15 protein-coding genes and 1 pseudogene are annotated in these 19,063 nt (G+C 48.9%); 13 read left to right on the forward strand and 3 right to left on the reverse strand.

What is annotated here, in order from left to right; all coding sequences use genetic code 11:
• A pseudogene (locus HPT30_RS30715) lies at nucleotides 1-155 on the forward strand (group II intron reverse transcriptase/maturase); the annotation flags it as partial.
• A 109-nt stretch (nucleotides 156-264) separates the two neighbouring features.
• Here the strand turns inward: HPT30_RS30715 and mnmA are convergent.
• Nucleotides 265-1,389: a tRNA 2-thiouridine(34) synthase MnmA gene (gene mnmA / locus HPT30_RS18200; protein WP_175372784.1), complete on the reverse strand. Its 1,125-nt coding sequence runs from the start codon at nucleotides 1,387-1,389 to the stop codon at nucleotides 265-267.
• Nucleotides 1,390-1,712: 323 nt separating this feature from the next.
• Between mnmA and cymR the strand changes: the two genes are divergently transcribed.
• Nucleotides 1,713-2,132, forward strand: a complete 420-nt coding sequence (gene cymR, locus HPT30_RS18205) for a cysteine metabolism transcriptional regulator CymR (RefSeq protein ID WP_175372785.1) — start codon at nucleotides 1,713-1,715, stop codon at nucleotides 2,130-2,132.
• Between the two features lie 150 nt (nucleotides 2,133-2,282).
• Here cymR and HPT30_RS18210 read toward each other — a convergent pair whose 3' ends face one another.
• Entirely contained in the window at nucleotides 2,283-2,771 is a 489-nt protein-coding gene (locus HPT30_RS18210; RefSeq protein ID WP_175372786.1) for a GNAT family N-acetyltransferase, read from the reverse strand.
• A gap of 124 nt (nucleotides 2,772-2,895) precedes the next feature.
• Between HPT30_RS18210 and HPT30_RS18215 the strand changes: the two genes are divergently transcribed.
• The 8 genes from HPT30_RS18215 (at nucleotide 2,896) to leuS (ending at nucleotide 12,864) form a co-directional block, all read left to right on the forward strand.
• The gene (locus tag HPT30_RS18215; RefSeq protein ID WP_175372787.1) at nucleotides 2,896-3,783 is read left to right on the forward strand and encodes an AraC family transcriptional regulator; all 888 of its coding nucleotides are present in this window, start codon (nucleotides 2,896-2,898) and stop codon (nucleotides 3,781-3,783) included.
• A gap of 735 nt (nucleotides 3,784-4,518) precedes the next feature.
• Nucleotides 4,519-5,793 (forward strand): MFS transporter, encoded by a 1,275-nt coding sequence (locus tag HPT30_RS18220; RefSeq protein ID WP_175372788.1) that lies wholly within the window; start codon nucleotides 4,519-4,521, stop codon nucleotides 5,791-5,793.
• Between the two features lie 131 nt (nucleotides 5,794-5,924).
• Nucleotides 5,925-6,383 carry a 2-thiouracil desulfurase family protein gene (locus tag HPT30_RS18225; RefSeq protein WP_175372789.1) on the forward strand — a complete coding sequence of 153 codons (459 nt, stop codon included), beginning with the start codon at nucleotides 5,925-5,927 and terminating at the stop codon, nucleotides 6,381-6,383.
• A gap of 131 nt (nucleotides 6,384-6,514) precedes the next feature.
• Nucleotides 6,515-7,666 carry a cysteine desulfurase family protein gene (locus HPT30_RS18230; protein WP_175372790.1) on the forward strand — a complete coding sequence of 384 codons (1,152 nt, stop codon included), beginning with the start codon at nucleotides 6,515-6,517 and terminating at the stop codon, nucleotides 7,664-7,666.
• Between the two features lie 96 nt (nucleotides 7,667-7,762).
• Nucleotides 7,763-8,284, forward strand: coding sequence for a PRC-barrel domain-containing protein (locus HPT30_RS18235; protein WP_175372791.1), 522 nt, complete (start codon nucleotides 7,763-7,765; stop codon nucleotides 8,282-8,284).
• Between the two features lie 14 nt (nucleotides 8,285-8,298).
• On the forward strand, nucleotides 8,299-8,508 hold the full coding sequence (locus tag HPT30_RS18240; protein WP_066364384.1) for a YrzR-like zinc ribbon domain: 210 nt from the start codon (nucleotides 8,299-8,301) through the stop codon (nucleotides 8,506-8,508).
• 230 nt (nucleotides 8,509-8,738) lie between these two features.
• Entirely contained in the window at nucleotides 8,739-9,806 is a 1,068-nt protein-coding gene (locus HPT30_RS18245) for an AI-2E family transporter (protein WP_175372792.1), read from the forward strand.
• 610 nt (nucleotides 9,807-10,416) lie between these two features.
• Entirely contained in the window at nucleotides 10,417-12,864 is a 2,448-nt protein-coding gene (leuS, locus tag HPT30_RS18250) for a leucine--tRNA ligase (protein WP_175372793.1), read from the forward strand.
• A gap of 323 nt (nucleotides 12,865-13,187) precedes the next feature.
• On the opposite strand, the gene comER is transcribed toward leuS, so the two are convergent.
• Nucleotides 13,188-14,039 carry a late competence protein ComER gene (gene comER / locus HPT30_RS18255; protein WP_175372794.1) on the reverse strand — a complete coding sequence of 284 codons (852 nt, stop codon included), beginning with the start codon at nucleotides 14,037-14,039 and terminating at the stop codon, nucleotides 13,188-13,190.
• A 186-nt stretch (nucleotides 14,040-14,225) separates the two neighbouring features.
• Between comER and HPT30_RS30445 the strand changes: the two genes are divergently transcribed.
• The 3 genes from HPT30_RS30445 to HPT30_RS18270 all read left to right on the forward strand — a co-directional run bounded on the left by HPT30_RS30445 (nucleotide 14,226) and on the right by HPT30_RS18270 (nucleotide 18,584).
• The gene (locus HPT30_RS30445; RefSeq protein WP_217622432.1) at nucleotides 14,226-15,047 is read left to right on the forward strand and encodes a ComEA family DNA-binding protein; all 822 of its coding nucleotides are present in this window, start codon (nucleotides 14,226-14,228) and stop codon (nucleotides 15,045-15,047) included.
• Between the two features lie 106 nt (nucleotides 15,048-15,153).
• Nucleotides 15,154-15,672: a deoxycytidylate deaminase gene (locus HPT30_RS18265; RefSeq protein WP_175372795.1), complete on the forward strand. Its 519-nt coding sequence runs from the start codon at nucleotides 15,154-15,156 to the stop codon at nucleotides 15,670-15,672.
• 215 nt (nucleotides 15,673-15,887) lie between these two features.
• Nucleotides 15,888-18,584 carry a ComEC/Rec2 family competence protein gene (locus tag HPT30_RS18270; RefSeq protein ID WP_246317249.1) on the forward strand — a complete coding sequence of 899 codons (2,697 nt, stop codon included), beginning with the start codon at nucleotides 15,888-15,890 and terminating at the stop codon, nucleotides 18,582-18,584.
• Nucleotides 18,585-19,063 lie beyond the last annotated feature (479 nt).

Genomic DNA, 19,063 nt, shown 5'->3' on the forward strand with positions numbered 1-19,063 from the left:
CCCTTGGGGTTCCAGAGTGGGCATGTTTTAAAATGGCTAACTCGAGGCGAGGCGCATGGGAAATGTCCCGGAACACAAATAATGCCCTTCCCACTTCCTATTGGGAAGCGAAAGGGCTGAAGAGTTTGCTTTCACGTTACTTAGAGCTTTGTTAACCTTTTGGAACCGCCGTATGCGGACCCGCATGTACGGTGGTGTGAGAGGACGGGGGTTTACCGCCCCCTCCTACTCGATTCAACACATCTAAAATGTTCTAACTACAAGTTAGGCATTTTGCGCCAAAGGCACAACTTTCTCTGCATATTCAATCGTTCCGCCGCCAAGGCACTCTTCGCCTTGGTAGAAAACAACGGCTTGTCCAGGCGTAATCGCCTTTTGCGGTACGTCAAATGCTACATGCACCGTTCCGTCCTCACGGGCAGTCAATGTTACGCCTTGGTCTGGCTGACGGTAGCGGAACTTCGCTACACATTGCACAGGCTCTGAGCCGAGCTGTGTGCCGTTGATCCAGTTCACTCCGGAGGCTACGAGCCCGGTGGAGTAGAGGCTATGGTGCTTGTCGCCTTGCACTACGTACAGGATGTTGCGGCTCAAGTCCTTCTCAGCCACAAACCATGGCTCGCCATTGCCGGACCCGCCGATGCCAAGTCCTTGGCGTTGCCCCAGTGTGTAGTACATCAGCCCTTCATGACGGCCTTTGACTTCGCCGGTAGCGATGTCGACCATATCGCCCGACTGGGCGGGCAGGTACTGGCTGAGGAATTCACGGAAGTTACGCTCTCCAATGAAGCAAACGCCGGTGCTGTCTTTTTTCTTCGCGGTATATAGACCCGCTTCTTCGGCAATTCTCCGTACTTCCGGCTTCGGCAGATGACCGATCGGGAACATAGCCTTGGAGAGCTGGTATTGATTCAAGGCGTTCAGGAAGTAAGTCTGATCTTTGTTATTGTCGACACCGCGCAGCAGCTTGTACACGCCATCTTCCTCAACCACGCGGGCATAGTGCCCGGTTGCCACATAATCTGCGCCGAGTTGCAGTGCCTTGTTCAGGAATTCCCCGAATTTGATCTCACGGTTGCACATGACATCGGGATTTGGGGTGCGTCCAGCCTTATATTCATCGAGAAAATAGGAAAAGACTTTATCAAAGTATTCCTTCTCGAAGTTTACGGTATAGTAAGGGATATCAATCTGCTCGCAGACGCGGCGAACATCCTCTGCATCCGTTTCTGCCGTGCAAACGCCGAATTCGTCGGTATCGTCCCAGTTCTTCATGAAGATGCCGATGACGTCATAGCCCTGCTGCTTGAGCAGAAGCGCCGTGACGGAGGAATCGACTCCTCCGGACATGCCGACGACGACACGTGTGTCTTGCTTTGCTTTTGTCATCGTAATCACCATTTCTGTGCAAAATATGAAGCGAACGGCCAAAGTATTTATGAAACACCCGGCTCAAATTGTATTATAACATACCTGTCTACCACAGACTGTCCACTTTAGGCTAAATTCAGCCAAAAAAGCCCAAAGTCATGACAATTTGTCCACTGGGAGAGAACATTCTTGCAAAAAGTTACGTTTTGTTCTCCAAATGTGGGCGCAGATATGTTAACATAAACTCATAGGAAACATCGGAATACGTTGAAATGTAAGTTTTGTATTACCCGACTAATGATTATACTATAAACAGCAACTAAACCGAAAGAGGTGCCCCTTTGAAAATATCGACAAAAGGACGTTACGGATTAACAATTATGATGGAGCTTGCCATGAAATTCGGCGAGGGCCCAACATCACTTAAGAGCATTGCTGAGAAAAACGGATTGTCTGAACATTATCTGGAGCAACTGATCGCTCCTCTGCGGAACGCAGGTCTTGTAAAAAGTATTCGCGGAGCTTACGGCGGTTACATTCTGTCCCGCGAAGTTGCTTCCATCACTGCGGGAGATATCATCCGCGTATTGGAAGGTCCTATTTCCCCTGTCGATTTTACGGAAGAAGATGACCCGGCTAAGCGTGACCTGTGGCTTCGTATCCGCGACAGCATTGCCGATGTGCTGGATTCCACCACATTGTCGGATCTGATCAATTTTAAAGAAGAGAATCATGCAGATAACTACATGTTCTATATTTAGAAAAAAATGCAAATTAATTAATTTCAAAGTACTTCACGCATAGCTCTGCTATCCCCTGTTACTGTGGAGCAGATAACCAGCAATAAAAGCCCGTCAACCTTAATTGGTCGGCGGGCTTTTATTCTATTTACATGATAAGCTCTGTGAATATTAACTAAAGTGGAGATACATGATATGCATATCTGAGTACACTCCGCTTTTCAAGCGAAACCCTTCGGGAATGGTTCCTACAGTCTTAAATCCGGCTTTCTGATAAGTGTGAATAGCTGCTGAATTGCCTGAAACTACTGCATTAAATTGCATTCCTCTAAAGCCCAATTCTCTAGCTTGTTCGATCGATTTTTTGACCAGCGGGTCTGCTAATTTACGGCCGCGGTACAATTTGGAGATCGCATAACTCGCGTTTGCTACATGGCTGCATCTGCCAATATTATTAGGGTGCAAAATATAGTAGCCAGCCACTTCATCATCTACCAAGATGCATGTGACAGCAGATTGTTCCTCCAGCATATTTTCGAATTCTTTCTCCTCGTAGTGATCTTCTCCAGGAAATGCGACACCGTCAATTAATATGTCGTTCCAAATATCTTTAAGGAGCGTTATATCTTCTTTTTTATAATCTCGGAATGTAATATGCATTTTACTCTCCTAACTTTAAATGTAATATGGAATTCGGTATGATAATATCATCATTCGTATGGGATATATGCAATTATATTATCGTATAATATAAGAATATCGTCATTTTGAGAGCGGGGGTTATATGAATAAGAATTTGGAGGAAAAGAATGATTATCCAGACACGCTTTTCCCAATCGAAATGTATACGATCACTCGATTGTCGTGTATACCTCGCGGAAGAGGTTTTAATGACTTACACTGGCATGATGAAATTCAACTAACCTTAGTCACTTCCGGTTGGATAAGCATTCAAATTAACGGTGATAATTATAGGCTGAATTCGGGAGAAGCAATTTTTATAAACAAAGGCTTGTTGCATGTAACAACAGAGATGTCCGCTGATGGGCAATATGTAAGTTTCAATTTTCCAGAAAAACTATTATGTTTTTTTTCAGGAAGCCGAATGGAGCTCCAGTATGTCCAACCCTATACAAATAGTTCAGCATTTCCAGCGAAGATTCTCAATAAAGACGTAGATTGGCAAGCCTATTTAATTCAAATGTTATGGGACCTGAAAAAAATATATGAAGAACCCAGATATTTTGGATGGGAGTATGAAGTGGCAAGCAAGATAAACTGTATGTGGCTTAAGTTGATAAGCAATGTTCCCTTACAAAAAAACGAAACAAATAATAAATCCAAGATGCAACAGCTGGAGCGTGTTCAATCCATACTCAGCTTTATCCATCAAAATTACTCGGAAGACATCTCTTTAGCAGATATAGCCAAATCGGCTAGGGTCAGTATCGCAGAATGTGGCAGGTGTTTTCATAAAATTGTTCATACAACTCCGTATAACTACCTTATTGGATATCGGATTAAACGAAGTGTGGAACTACTAGATGCGTCGAGATTCACTATTACTGAAATTGCCACTCGGGTTGGATTCAATCATGTCAATCATTACATTCAATCTTTTAAGAAGTATCATGGAATAACACCTGGAGAATATCGGAAATCTGAACTCTAAAAGTAGACATTACCGACTAAAGAAAATGAACAAAAAGGTAGATGAGCAAACGGGGAACTTTGGAACTGTAAGCGCAAAGTGCGTGCCTGAAGCTTTCTATAGGAAGGCTATTATTGGAACATAGACTATCGCCAATTTCAACTACCAGAACCGTAACAATGAAAATGAGGGGGCATCGCCCCAACTAACGGCATTTTTGTACCTTATTTTTCATTTGAATATATAAATTTAGTAAATAAGGACATTATTGTATCTTGATTATCGAAAAAGCACCCTATAGGGGGCATTCTGGAAGATTTAAGGTACAATATTGCACTTAATCTTCATTAACCCTTAGCTGCAGAGGAATTAAGGTACGAAAATGCCGTTAATTACACTTCGTGACTTCTTAGTAGTGATTCGAATTCTTTTTAAATAATCTACTATATGTGGTTGCAATCGACTCGCCTCCGTAACTCCCATTTCCTATGTTTCTACTATCGGACCCCGCCGGGTACTTTTCAACTATACTCATTCTTTCCCCTGCCTAACTGGTATCCAATGAATATAATTAATCTCAACTAATTTCGGAGGTGTGCTTATATGCGACAGAGAAACTTGGCTGCTTGTTCACTCACAGTACGGAAAGGAAGTACAGACCGGTAGAACTTTCGCACGGCTTAGACTGGAATTCATGAAGCCGGGATGAACGTGTACGGATGATTCTGCCGTGAATAGAGAGGCGGACCCGGTTTAATGAAAAGACAGCTTAATGCAAGACATGTGTATTCCTTTATGGGATTTTGGACATCCCTTGCCAGTGCCACAATGTTTACCACCTATGCGGTGTATCAGGTTATTACTCTCGGTCTGAGTCCGCTGCAGCTGCTGATGGTGGGTGCGGTGCTGGAGCTGACGGTATTGATTTTTGAAGGAATTACCGGTGTGATCGCGGATGTGTACAGCCGCAAATGGTCGGTGATCATCGGTATGTTCATCTTGGGCGTAGGCTTTGTAGTTGAAGGTAGTGTACAGGCACTGGAGAGCAGTGTTCCGTTGCTTTCTGCTTTTGCGTGGCTTTTAGTGTCACAGGTTTTCTTTGGCATTGGTTACACGTTCACGAGCGGTGCTGATATTGCCTGGATTGTAGATGAGGTTGGCGAGCAGGAAGCCGGGCGTGTTTTTCTGACTGCCAAGCGACTGAGCCTGTTCGGAACACTGGCTGGCATCGGCATTAGTGTAGGGCTTTCTACGATCCAGTCAAATCTGCCTTATGTGGCAGCAGGCTTGATGTATTTAGTGCTGGGACTCTTTCTGATCCGCTATATGAGGGAGACGAAGTTTGTCAGACCGGAGAAGAGTGAGGGAACTCCATTTGCACATTTGAAAAATATGAAGGGTGCTTGGCTGTCTGGAGCAGGCATGATTCGCCGTCATCCGGTTCTGCTGATGCTGCTGCTCGTTACCGTGTTTAGTGGTGCAGCCTCGGAAGGGTATGACCGGTTATGGCAGGCGCATCTGATTACAGACATCGGATTTCCTGAAGGGATAACGGCCTCGGTAGCAGTGTGGGTCGGATTGATCGCTTTGCTGTCAACACTGGTCAGTCTGCCGGTTGTCTGGCTCGCGGAGAAAAAGCTGGATATCAACAGCCGGCCGCTGATACTCTTCAGTCTGATAGTGCTGACTGCTTTGCGGATCGGGGCAATCCTGCTCATGGCATTTGCTCCCGGCTTCGGGTGGGCGCTTGCCGCTGTGCTGCTGCACGATACGGTTATGACCCTGAACGGACCGATATACAACACATGGCTCAATCAGCACATCGAGAGTAAGTCACGGGCAACGGTGATTTCGATGATGAGCCAATCCGATGCGCTCGGTCAGTCGGCGGGAGGACCGCTGGTAGGCTGGATCGGCAATCGCTTGTCTGTCCGTGCCTCCATCGTCGCTTCAGCTGTGCTGCTGACACCAGTTCTTGGCCTGTTTGCCAGACAGATTCGGGACCGGGCAGCAGAAAAACAGCGCGAATAAGGCGGTTTTCTGGTATACTTGACAGTATAATGTTACGCAAACAAAACGGGCACCGTCCCTGATGGGGATAGTGCATCCGTTTTTTCTTGTGCCTCGAGGGCATTATAATTTGTGAAGTAGAGGTGTTCCGGGTGATTCTGGTAAGTTCATGTCTGGCAGGAATGAAAGTAAGATATAACGGCACGGATTGCTTGCATGAAAGCATTCAGAAACTTCTGGACGAGGATAAGGCCGTGGCGGTCTGCCCAGAACTTTTGGGCGGTTTTTCTACCCCGCGGGAACCGGCCGAAATCGTTGGCGGAGACGGCTATGATGTGCTGGAAGGAAAGGCCCGGGTGATGGACAGGTCCGGAATCGATGTGACTGAGCTGTACCTTCGTGGCGCGCACATTACGCTGGACAAGGCCCGGGAGATGGGAGCCACCGTGGTTGTACTGAAGGAGAATAGTCCGTCTTGCGGTAGCGCAATGATCTATAACGGCGAGTTTTCAGGTGAAAAGATTACCGGGGATGGCGTCACCTCTGCACTGCTGCGTAAACACGGCATCACCGTGATCTCCGAGGATAATCTAGCCGACATATTGGACTGATTGATAAAACACTAAGTCGAATCTATGCCTTAACATTAATCCATGCAATAACTTTTTTTGGAAAATCAAAGTCTTTGGCGTTATAATCAAATTACCAATTCCCATATCTATAGAAGTGGAGAACTTTAGCTATGAAATCCATCTATTTGGACCATGCTGCCTCAACCCCGATACATCCTGAAGTAGCGAAGGTCATGCTGAATATAATGACAGAAAGCTATGGCAATGCGTCGAGTGTACATCAATTCGGGCGTTCGGCTAAAAGAATTTTGAACGGGGCGCGTGATTCCATCGCGGCCTTTTTAGGCTGTTTCCCCGATGAGTGGGTATTCACTGGCGGAGGGACAGAGAGCGACAATCTGGCACTGTTCGGTGCTGCGGCTGCCTCTACAGACAAAGGTCGTCATATCATTACCACGATGATTGAGCATCATGCTGTGCTGCATACCTGCGAGGAACTGGAGCATCAAGGGTACACGGTTACTTATCTACCCGTTGATGAGACAGGCCTTGTTTCTGTAGCTGATGTAGAGGCCGCTTTGCGTGAAGACACCGTACTGATCAGTGTGATGTACGCCAACAATGAGGTGGGCACTGTTCAGCCGATTACTGAGATCGGCCGTCTGGCTGCGGACCGGGGTATCCTGTTCCACGTCGATGCTGTTCAGGCGCTAGGGGCGCTGCCGATCAAGCTGCATGAGCTTCCTGTGGACTATATGAGCTTCACCGCTCACAAAATAAACGGGCCGCAGGGCATCGGCGGCCTCTATGTACGGCGCGGTGCGCCGGTGCATCCAAGACTGCACGGCGGTCTGCAAGAACGTGGCCGGCGTGCCGGCACAGAGAATCTGGCAGGCGTCGCCGGGTTCGCAAAGGCGGTAGAGCTCGCGGTTCAGGGGCAGGAGCAGCGCAGTGCGACGGCACTGGAACTGCGGAAGCTGCTGCAGGATGAACTGGAGCGTCTGGTTGGGAGCGAGGGATTCTCCGTTAACGGGAACTCTGAGCATTTTTTACCATCGATCTTGAATGCGAGCTTTCCGGGGGTTCGCACCGATGTCATGCTGATGAATCTGGATATGGAGGGAATTGCCGCAGCCAGCGGCTCGGCCTGCACCTCAGGATCACTGGAGATTTCCCATGTGCTGCAAGCGATGAAGCTCTCCGGGAATCTTTTGGACACGGCGATTCGTTTTAGCACGGGTTTGGGTAATACTACTGAAGAAATAGAGTATGTTGCCCAAAAAGTTGCAACCATTTTGAATCGGCTGCGTAATAGAGACTAGGCGCTTTTTCGGTTCTGACATGGAGTGATGGAATTTGGGCATCTGGCTCTTTGGAATTCCAAGTACACTTCACAAGCAGGGGGACCACGAACAGCCATGAAACTTCAGGATATGATCGGCCTCGCTGTATTTGAGGTTGAAGAAGGTCAGGAAGTCGGAAAAATTGTCGATATTCTGGTGGATTCAAACTGGAATATTACGGGTATTGAACTGGAAAGCAAAACTTTTTTCACCAATCATGTGAAAGTTGTGGCATGGAACGAAATAATCGCCTATGGCGAGGATGCTGTCATGATTCGCAGTAAAGAGTCGATTGAAAAGGCAGAAGCTGACCACATACCATATACTTTTCTTCTGGGCAAACGTAAATTGAAGGATTTGCAGGTCATTACTGCAGCCGGAACGATACTGGGCCGGATCTCCGATGTTTATTTTGACCAAAAGATGGGAAACACAATAGTAGCGCTGGAAATCAGTGACGGACTTGTGACTGATTTGATCGAAGGCCGCAAATGGCTGCCTTGTTCTGAAGAGATGTCTATCGGTGAGGATACCGTCATGGTGCCCGCGATGAGCGAAGAACGGCTACAGAAAGCCATTAATATTGTTAACGGATAGGTGGAATATATATTATGAAGTGTCCAAACTGTGGCTCTAAAGATATCGGAAAGATCGGTTCGCATCAATTTTATTGCTGGGGCTGCTTTATTGAACTAACGGTGAACGGGGAGAAAATGTCCGTATACCAGGTGGAGGAAGACGGTACGCTCAGCTCGCTAGACGACCTCTTTCCCGGAGAAGAAATCGCCCAGGATTTCCCCCAGATTCACGCCTCTTCCTGAGTTGTCATTAGGGCCGGTCTGAACAGCGGTACATAGTTTATATAACGTCAATTTCCTTTCAGCAAATCAAAGCTGCAGGGTTATTGGCGTTTTTTGGTTTTGGACACTCCTTTTGGCCGGGCGCGGGAGCCTTATTTTGGCGCTCCTGGAGTAGATGCGATTATTTTACTGCGGTAGAACATATACTTATGTACGTAGCCAGTCCAGTTATACCGCAGGAGGTCACACTCATGGAGCAATGGTCCCAAAGTAAATGGTTTCGCTGGATGATCGGGGTGCTGCTCTCTCTGATCATTTTGTATTTTGTTTGGCTGCTTCGTCCGATGCTGATGGGCATTTGGGTGTTTTTAAAAGCCATTCTGGCGCCTTTTCTGGCAGCCATGATTATATCTTATGTGCTTAATCCCGTAGTCAGCATGCTGGCCGGACGCAAAATGCCGCGAAGTGTCGCTGTTCTGCTTATATATGCCGTATTTCTGACAGCCATTGCCGTCATTGCGATCAATCTGATCCCGATGTTCATCGAGCAGTTGGAAGAATTAAATGAGCATCTGCCGGAAATGACACTCCGTGCCCAGAGCTTAATGAGCGGCATGAACTCCAAGCTGATTCCGCCAGGAGTGGGAATGGGGATGAACAACTGGTTTTTTCAGCTGGAAAATCGTTTGGCCGAAGGGATCTCTAACTTTCTTGATAACATCGGCTCAACTATTAACGTGCTGTTTAATGCCTTTATCGTACCGTTTCTTGTTTTCTATATCCTCAAGGACTTTGAAGTGTTTGAACGGACGATTGTGTCGTGTCTGCCAAGGTCGCGCCGGAAATCGATTGTCACTCTGTTCAAAGATATCGATGAGGCGCTAGGAAACTATATTCGGGGTCAATTTCTGGTCTGTTTAATTATTGGAGTGTTTGCGTATATTGGCTATGCAATCATCGGGATGCCCTATGCGCTGCTGTTCGCCAGTGTCGTTGCGGTATTTAATATCGTGCCTTATATGGGGCCTTTTCTCGGCGCTGCACCGGCCGTTGTGATGGCTTCGACCGTCTCGCTGAAGCTGGTGCTGCTGGTTGCACTGGTGAATACTCTGTGCCAGATTGTGGAGAGCAACATTATTTCTCCTCAGGTCGTAGGGCGGACGCTGCATTTGCATCCACTGCTGATTATTTTTGCCTTGCTGGTCGGGGGCGAGGTTGCCGGGATGCTGGGACTAATTCTGGCAGTGCCGTTTTTCGCGGCGGCAAAGGTCGTCATTCAGCATTTTGTGGCATATTATATTAGAAGAAAGCCGGTGTAGATGTCGTTAATGATTGACTACTGGTGGAGCTATTGTATATAATGTTGTGGAATATTACGATTTACATCGTGAATAGCTGTTCAATGATGAGGAGCATTAGTTCCGGATAGACCGTTATTGCAGAGAGCCGGCACAAGGGTGCGAGCCGGTTGACGGACAGGAATGAACTCACCTCGGAGTAACGATGCAAGCCGCAGAAGAGATGCAATCCCTTGGGAGAACATCACAATGTGTGTGAACCATCGTCGCCTCACCCCCGCTAAAGGGTGCAAAGTGAGTGGCCGGTAAAGCATATCCAGCCGCTAACTAGGGTGGTACCACGGGAATTCAGACCTCTCGTCCCTAGCGATTATACGCTAGGGATGGGAGGTTTTTTTGAAAATATAAGGGTTTATAAGTTTTACGCTTATAAACCATCCTTATATTTCTCGCTGAAACGGATGCCATCCCTTTGAGGACGGATAAGCCGTTTCTACTTGAATATAAGAGTGTATATGCTCTGCGCAGTACATACGGCTTATATTTTTTACGAGAAACGCATGTCTTCCTCTTCCAAGGGGACGGCACAGCCGTTTCTTCTGATTAGTAACACTCCAAGGAGGGGCATAAGATGAGCGATAATAAACCAAACACAGCCACTACAGGCTATCACGCACAAAGCATTGAGCCGAAATGGCAGAAATACTGGGATGAACACAAGACTTTCAAGACTGGTGAAGAACCAGGCAAATCGAAATTTTACGCGCTGGATATGTTCCCGTATCCTTCAGGTGCAGGGCTGCATGTAGGCCATCCGGAAGGCTACACGGCAACAGATATCGTCTCCCGCTACAAGCGTATGCGCGGTTACAATGTACTGCACCCGATGGGCTGGGATGCCTTCGGCCTGCCAGCAGAACAGTACGCGCTGGATACCGGACAGGACCCGCGGGAATTCACTTTCAAGAACATCGACAACTTCCGCCGTCAGATCAAGTCCCTGGGCTTCTCGTATGATTGGGATCGCGAGATCAGCACGACAGATCCGGAATATTACAAATGGACACAGTGGATTTTCATTCAGCTCTACAATCGTGGCCTGGCTTATGTAGCTGAAGTGCCAGTGAACTGGTGTGAGGCGCTGGGAACAGTGCTGGCGAACGAAGAAGTCATCGATGGCAAAAGTGAGCGCGGCGGTCATCCCGTGGTGCGCAAGCCAATGCGTCAGTGGATTCTGAAGATCACCGATTATGCGGAGCGTTTACTTGAGGATTTGGAAGAGCTGGACTGGTCCGAAAGCATCAAGGATATGCAGCGTAACTGGATTGGTAAATCAACTGGTGCGGAAGTGACCTTCGCAATTGAGGGCCATGAGTCCAGCCTGCAGGTATTTACGACCCGTCCGGATACTTTGTTCGGAGCCAGCTACTGCGTATTGGCGCCAGAACATGAACTGGTGGATGTAATTACCACTGACGCACAGCGTGCAGCGATTTCGGAATACCGTGAGAAGGCTTCACGCAAGAGTGACCTGGAACGTACCGATCTGGCAAAAGAGAAGACAGGCGTATTTACCGGAGCTTATGCAGTTAACCCGGTTAATGGTGCGCAAGTGCCAATCTGGATCGCCGACTATGTACTGGCCGGTTATGGAACAGGAGCTATTATGGCCGTGCCGGGTCATGATACACGCGACTGGGAATTTGCGAAGCAATTCGGTCTGAACATCGTAGAAGTCGTGCAAGGTGGCAACATTGAAGAAGAAGCTTACGCTGGAGACGGCCCGCACGTTAATTCCGAGTTCCTGGATGGCCTGAATAATGCAGACGCTATTGCCAAGATGATTTCCTGGCTGGAAGAGCACGGCAAAGGTCAAGGCAAAGTCACATATCGTCTGCGCGACTGGCTGTTCAGCCGTCAGCGGTATTGGGGTGAGCCGATTCCAATTCTGCATTTGGAAGATGGAACGATGAAGACTGTACCGGAAGATCAGCTGCCGCTGATGCTGCCGGATGTTGATGTTATCAAGCCGTCGGGTACAGGCGAATCTCCACTGGCGAACGTGACGGAATGGGTAGAGACTGTAGATCCGGAGACTGGCATGAAGGCGCGCCGCGAGACCAACACCATGCCGCAATGGGCGGGCAGCTGCTGGTACTATCTGCGTTATATTGATCCGCACAATGATGAGGCGCTGTGCTCGCCAGAGAAGCAGAAAGAATGGCTGCCGGTGGACCTGTATATCGGCGGAGCTGAGCATGCGGTACTTCACTTGCTGTATGCCCGTTTCTGGCATAAAGTGCTGTATGATCTGGGTGTAGTACACACCAAGGAGCCGTTCCACAAGCTGGTGAACCAAGGTATGATCTTGGGTAACAACAATGAGAAGATGAGTAAGTCGCGCGGCAATGTTATCAACCCGGATGAGATTGTGGAAGCTTACGGTGCTGATACGCTGCGTGTCTATGAAATGTTCATGGGACCACTGGAAGCCACCAAGCCTTGGAACGAAAAAGGTGTGGAAGGTATCCACCGCTTCTTGTCCCGCGTATGGCGCCTGTTCGTGAACGAGGATGGTAGCCTGACCAGCAAGATTACAGCTGACGGCGGTACTGACGAGTTCAAACGGACTTGGCATAAGACATTGAAGAAGGTTACCGAGGACTTCGAGGCTCTGCGCTTCAATACGGCGATCAGTCAGCTCATGATCTTCATCAACGACGCCTATAAGCAGGAGACGCTGTCTACAGAAGCGGCTGAGAACTTTGTTCAAATGCTGTCTCCTCTGGCGCCTCACCTTGCGGAAGAGCTGTGGCAGCTGTTGGGCCATGAAGGTGGCATCAGTTACGAGGCTTGGCCAGCTTATGATGAAGCATGGACGGTGGATGCCGAGGTTGAGATTGTCGTGCAGGTAAACGGCAAAATCGTACAACGCGCCCTGATCCCGCAGGATATGAACCAAGAAGACATGCAGGCCCACGCGCTTGCGCTCCCGAACGTGAGTGCAGCCGTTGAAGGTAAGACCGTACGCAAGATTATTGCCGTTCCCGGCAAGCTTGTAAATATCGTAGTGGGTTAAGCGAAGAACGCAATTTGCCCGCAGCAACGGAGTGATCCGTGCTGCGGGTTTTGTTTTGCAGAATCAGGGGTGACGCTGTCTGAACGAGGCTTGTTTACGTAGGAGAATTACTAGCTATATAAGCCGAACAAAAGAGAGTAACGAATAGCGAAGAGGAACGAAGGGGGAAGTTTGGAACTGTAGGAGCGAAGCGCTCGCCTTTGTCGCCAGATTTCAACTGCTAAATGGGGTTATAAAGAAGAAATCTGGGGACAACAGCGACCGGAAGTCCAAACATTCCACCGTAGTGACGTCGAGCTTTACGTTCGGTTCTTAAGTTCGTCTTATATATCCAGTGAGTCCTGAGGAGTATCGTTCAATCCGAAAAGCAGATTCAGCTTGTCGACATCCTCATCGTATTTGTCATGGGTTGTAGAGATCAACTTCTCGAAGACACCATCTAAACTGAGGCGCAAATGGTTCAGCGCTTCCGCTGTAATACCGCCGGGAACGGCGACCCGTTCCTGCAGCTCCTGCGGGCTGAAGTTTCCTTCGGTCAGCAGCTTACCTGTGCCAAGTAACATTTCACCGGCCAGGCGACTGATTAAATTTCCGTCAATACCGGTTGCAACGATAGCGGTATTGATCCAGCGCTCTATGAAATAGCTCAGAAAAGCAGGTCCGCAGCTGGAGAAATCAGAAGCAATTCGAGTATGGGCTTCGTTGATCTCTATAGGAACGCCGATAAATGACAGAAGACTGAGCAGCTTCTGCCTGTCTTCCGTATTTAACCGACTGCCAAAGATGCAAAGTGAAGAGCCGCTCTTGACGCTGTGCGTAATGCTGGGAATGACTTTGGCGATTTTGGATGGCAGAACAGTTTCCAGATGATGCAGCTGCACAGGGCTGGTAATGGAGACTACAATTTGCTCTTTCGTCAAGATAGAGCCGATCTCATCCGTTAACGTTTTGAATTCCAGGGGCTTCACGCATATAAAAAGGATATCGCTTCCGCCAGCGGTCTCGCGGTTGCTGCCGCATAGCTCGATACCGGGATGCCGCTCTTGAAGCTGCAACAGCCTGCCCGGGCTGCGGTTGCTGGCCAGTACCTGGCTTGGCTCCAGTGCACCGGAGGAAATGAACGCGTCAATCAATAGACTGCCCATGCTGCCGGTTCCGATAAATCCTATCTTCATCCTAAGGTTCCTCCTTTCCTGTGTTGCTTTTTTGAGGAATGACATGAATTCTCTTCGTTATATGTATGCAGGGTAGCCTTGGACTCATGACAGGTTTTGTATAAAACAACAAGAGTTTATATATCAGAGGTTGTATTAATATTCAAAAAAACGAATAGAAGGATGCAGAGAAAGGAGTGGAGTTAGGTGAATAAAGGAACAATCATTGGTGGAATAGCGGCAGCGCTTATAGGCAGCGCTCTGATCTGGGCTGCGAGTGGCAGTAGTTCCGGTATAGCTGGTTGGGAGACGCTTAACGTAAGCATGGGGGAGGCCATCGGGGTTCCCGTTCATGAGGAAGCAAAAATGCCGGCTGGTGAAAAAGACGGACAGGAGGAGGGGGCTTTGGCGGAGTCTGTTCAGTCAGGGACGGAAGCCGCTGCGGCAAAAGCTCCTGTAACATTGGGGAACGCTGATGCGGCGGGGGCAAACACAGGGGCGGCGCTGCCTGCAGGGGTTGGAAATGCGACAGATGCTGCGAACGTTGCAAATACTGCAAACGCCACAAATGCTATTCCACAGTCAGGGCAGCAGGCTTCGGTCGAGGGACAAGCACAGGGCCAGCCGGGTGCTGTGGGAAGTGCTGGAGCGGGTGCTGGAGTGAATGGTGAAGCAGGTGCTGGAGCAAGTGCTGGAGCGGGTGCTGGAGTGAATGGTGAAGCAGGTGCTGGAGCAAGTGCTGGAGCAAGTGCTGGAGTGAATGGTGAAGCAGGTGCTGGAGCAAGTGCTGGAGTGAGCGCTGGGACAAGCGCAACCGCTCCCCCTGCCCCTGCCTCCGGTCTGATCAATGTCAATATGGCGACTGTAGCGGAATTAATGAATTTACCGGGGATCGGGGAGAAGAAAGCGCAGGCCATTATCGATTATCGTAGCAGCAAAGGTGCTTTCCGGGGTGCGACTGACCTCGGCAAGGTCAAGGGGATCGGCCCCAAGGTACTGGAAAAACTGCGGCCACTGGTGACTTTTTAATGGGAATCTTGAAGCGCAGCAGGCACTTCTTGTTCTAGTGGACACATGCGGTGATGTGTTACAATAGTAAACAAATATTTTGATATAGAGAAGATGGAGATGGAAGATGACTGTAGTCAAACGCAAAAACTGGGATACCTATTTTATGGACATTGCTTGCATGGTCTCGACCCGTTCGCGTTGTAATCGTCGTCATGTCGGTGCCGTGCTGGTGCAGGGCAAGAAGCTGCTGGGTACCGCCTATAATGGCGCACCGATGGGAGTACCGGATTGCTCGGAAGCCGGCTGTATGATCTCGGAGACGGTTGAAATGGAGGTAGTGGACGGTAACGAGAAGATGGTCAAGAAGCAGCGCTGCATTCGCACTATCCATGCGGAGCAGAACCTGCTGCTATTCACCGACCGGATTGACCGTGAAGGCAGTACTGTATATGTCACCGATGAACCTTGCTGGACCTGTGCCAATATGCTGGCCAACAGCGGGATTGTAGAGATCGTGTACTATCGTCCTTACCGGAAGGATATGGAGAAAGTACGGGCCATGATGGCCTCCAAGGGGATTGTTTTCCGTCAGCTGGAGAGCTATGAACCACCGGCGGAGACGATGATTACGGTATCGGAATAGACTGCGAATCAGGAACTAAATAAGTAATGAATCGGGGGAAGAACCTCTGTAGACGCATGAATGGTGCGGATGCAGGGGTCTTTTTTTATTTTTTACGAAAATAGGTGAAGAAGAGGATTCTCGTCTGTTGCCGGTATATTTTTATTGATTCCAATGGCCGAAGGAAGAATTTATTCTTTGCTGCATGATGCAGTGAGGAGAGGGAGGAAGAGAGCTTGAAAGCTAGACCGCTGTTGAGCTTTACCGTATGCTGGGTGATCGGTAGTACTACGGCCCGCTTGTATTCCGGGAATAGATTGCTCCTTGCTGGGGCTGGGTTATTATTGCTGCTCGCGGCCCTGGCCTATATGGGAAGGCTGAGTCTGAAATATGTCACCGTATTGGCAGCAGCCTTGATTTTGTCGGGCGGTTACTGGGAATGGAACGAAGTTCATCATGTCAGTAGGCTCCCCGAAGCCCTTCAGCTGCAGCCTACAGAGACGAGAGAGATCGAGGTGCAGGCAGAGGGGGTCCTGGTTTCTACGGTGGATCGGGACGGAGATCGTGCAGATTTTATAATGAAAGTATCGGAAATTACTCGCAGCGGGGAGGTAGCAGGGCAGGAGGGAGGGGGCGCTAATAGCGGACAGGTCCCTTCTGGATCACAACGCAGTGAGAAGTCTGGCAGCACAGGATCTGGGGAGCAGCTTGCTGTGCAGGTGAAGTTACAGGCTGAATCAGAGATTGAGATAGCTACTGCGTGGAAGCGGGGCGACCTTGTAAAGCTGACAGGTGTGCTGGAGCAGCCCCAGGAAGCCCGGAACTTTGGCGGTTTTGACTATAGAGCCTACCTCCAGACCCGGGATATCTACTGGTTGCTGAAGGTAACGGGAGCAGAGACAGTGGAGACAGCGCCGCCAGCGTCTTGGAGCCTGTCCACGATATTACGCTGGAATGATGGGGTCCGGGCAGCGCTTGGGGCTGAACTGGATCGCTTATTTCAAAAGCTGCATGCGGGGTACATGAAGGGTCTTATTATCGGGATGCAGGATGACCTCGATCCAGAGACGTTCCGGCAATTCTCTCAGCTGGGACTGACGCATATCCTGGCGATTTCAGGAATGCATGTGGCGGTGTACGTGGGGGCTATTCTTTTTATCCTCAAACGCTGCCGCCTGACCCGGGAGACGATGTTAACCATTACGTTCATGCTTGTACCTGTGTATGTGCTCTTGTCAGGGGCAGGGCCTTCGGTGATTCGTGCTGGACTGATGAGTATGATTGCTTTGGCTGCCGCGCGTGCCGGGATTCTGAAAGACGGCCTGAACATTTTATGTGCTTCTGCGCTCGTCATGCTGATCTGGAATCCTTATTTACTCGTAAATGTCAGCTTCCAGTTATCTTTTCTTGTGACGGCTGGGCTGATGATTTATGTGCCTTTGGCTGATGTTTTGCTGCGGAGATTGCCCCAATGGCTCAGGGGTGCTGTATCGGTGACGCTCGTCGCACAGCTCATTTCTTTTCCGTTAACCATTTTTTATTTTAACCAATTCTCACTGATGTCCTTTGTTGCCAATCTTGTACTTGTGCCTTTGATAACCCTTGTTGTTCTGCCGTTAGGGGCTTTCGCTTTGATACTGGGGCGTCTATGGGGGGATGCGGCAAGGTTGCTGGCTACTGTTACAGAGCTTCTGAATAATATCACCTTTGGACTGGTAGAGTGGATCAACGGATTTTTAGGCGGGGTGCTGATTTGGCGTTCACCTTCTCTGGCGTGGATCTGTATCTATTACGCCCTTCTCTTCGGTCTGCTGTACTTCGCTAAGCTGCGAATCGAAGCACGGGATAGAGCAAAGCAGTATACAGAGGATGAAACAAGACCATTGACGGAATTAATGGAGTCTGAGAGAGCCAGAAGTGTAGGTTCAATTAGAGAACTGTCAACAATGTACACCGGATGGAGGTCACCAGCACTGCGCTGGAGTGGAGTAATGCTGTTTACGATGTTTGCAGGATTCAGTTTGCTATTGTATCAGGGCTATCGACCGGAGCAGCTTCCGGGAGGCGGAAGTATTAGTTATCTCGACATTGGACAAGGCGACAGTAGTCTGATTACTACCCCCGGCGGGTCCCACATTCTGGTCGACGGTGGGGGAACAGTCAGTTTTGGAAAAAAAGAGGAGTGGCGTATCCGTCGCAATCCGTTCGAGGTAGGAGCTAAGGTACTGGTCCCGCTCCTTAAAAAGCGCGGCATTCACCGCTTGGACGCGATCATTCTGACCCATGCCGATCAAGATCACGCCGGAGGGTTACAGGCTGTGCTGGAAAATATTCCGGTCTCTGCCTTTTTATTCAACGGGACTATGGCTGAGCAGGATTCTTATAAGAAGCTGATGCGGACCGCACTGGAAGCCGGTGTCCGGCTGTATGCTGTACATCAGGGGATGGAGCTTGCCCCAGATAAGGATACTCGCTTATTTTTCCTGTGGCCGCCGCCGTTAGAGGGAGAAGAGGGCCATCTTCCAGAGACGGATAACCAAAATCATGCCTCCGTAGTCTTTCGCTTGAATATGAATGAGCGGAATTTCCTGTTTACAGGGGATATGGATATGGCAGCGGAAGAAGAGATTGTCGCTCAAGGGGGAGAATTGGGATTACACACTGGACCGCAGATCGATGTACTGAAGGCCGCGCATCATGGCAGCAAGACTTCAACGGGGGAGGATTGGCTGCAATTCTGGCGACCAGCGGCTACCGTCATCTCTGCGGGCGTTAACAACATGTACGGGCATCCAGCGCCAGTGGTGATGGAACGTCTGGCCGACAGCGGTACTGCGGTGTACCGTACGGATCGGCAGGGGGAGATTCAGATGAAGGTTACGAGGGATGAGATCAAGGTGCGGCATAAGCTGGATGGAAAGGCAGGGGAATGAGAAGGAACAGTCACTTTTAGTCATGTTGTCGGACGTGCTAGGGCATTGGCGCTTGCTTGTGGATGTCCAAGTTGAATGAAGCTGTTGGTCATCTCTCTTTCTCGAGCACGCAGCAGTATATAGCATGGTTTCAATTCTTGGACAGCAGGGAGTATGAAAGGACGATGGTGAACAGGGGGAGATATTATTTATTATTAATTAGGAGAAGAAGGCATCATCGAGGATGTGAAGATATTTCTCAACGGGGAGTTACAAAATCATATTAATGGTAAAAAATCTTTTAAAGGCGAAGTCGATATAAAGTGGGAGGAAGTACCTAAAATCCCAAAAAAATTATCTGAATTGGGGCTGCAGTAACTGGGGTTTAATTGATTTTATAATTTTTTTTTAAAAAATATTTTATGTTAATTGGCTCAAAACAGAAATTAGCGGTTGAAGAATTCAAGTGAGCGTAGAACGGAGATAAAAATGGAAAAACA

This window comes from Paenibacillus agri (assembly GCF_013359945.1).
Taxonomy (GTDB): Bacteria; Bacillota; Bacilli; order Paenibacillales; family Paenibacillaceae; genus Paenibacillus_AQ; species Paenibacillus_AQ agri.

What these genes read in the sequence shown, in the direction of transcription:
- mnmA (WP_175372784.1), bottom strand. Translation starts at nt 1,389, where the DNA reads ATGACAAAAGCAAAGCAAGACACACGTGTCGTCGTCGGCATGTCCGGA.
- HPT30_RS18210 (WP_175372786.1), bottom strand. Translation starts at nt 2,771, where the DNA reads ATGCATATTACATTCCGAGATTATAAAAAAGAAGATATAACGCTCCTT.
- HPT30_RS18215 (WP_175372787.1), top strand. Translation starts at nt 2,896, where the DNA reads ATGAATAAGAATTTGGAGGAAAAGAATGATTATCCAGACACGCTTTTC.
- HPT30_RS18220 (WP_175372788.1), top strand. Translation starts at nt 4,519, where the DNA reads ATGAAAAGACAGCTTAATGCAAGACATGTGTATTCCTTTATGGGATTT.
- HPT30_RS18230 (WP_175372790.1), top strand. Translation starts at nt 6,515, where the DNA reads ATGAAATCCATCTATTTGGACCATGCTGCCTCAACCCCGATACATCCT.
- HPT30_RS18235 (WP_175372791.1), top strand. Translation starts at nt 7,763, where the DNA reads ATGAAACTTCAGGATATGATCGGCCTCGCTGTATTTGAGGTTGAAGAA.
- HPT30_RS18240 (WP_066364384.1), top strand. Translation starts at nt 8,299, where the DNA reads ATGAAGTGTCCAAACTGTGGCTCTAAAGATATCGGAAAGATCGGTTCG.
- HPT30_RS18245 (WP_175372792.1), top strand. Translation starts at nt 8,739, where the DNA reads ATGGAGCAATGGTCCCAAAGTAAATGGTTTCGCTGGATGATCGGGGTG.
- leuS (WP_175372793.1), top strand. Translation starts at nt 10,417, where the DNA reads ATGAGCGATAATAAACCAAACACAGCCACTACAGGCTATCACGCACAA.
- comER (WP_175372794.1), bottom strand. Translation starts at nt 14,039, where the DNA reads ATGAAGATAGGATTTATCGGAACCGGCAGCATGGGCAGTCTATTGATT.
- HPT30_RS18265 (WP_175372795.1), top strand. Translation starts at nt 15,154, where the DNA reads ATGACTGTAGTCAAACGCAAAAACTGGGATACCTATTTTATGGACATT.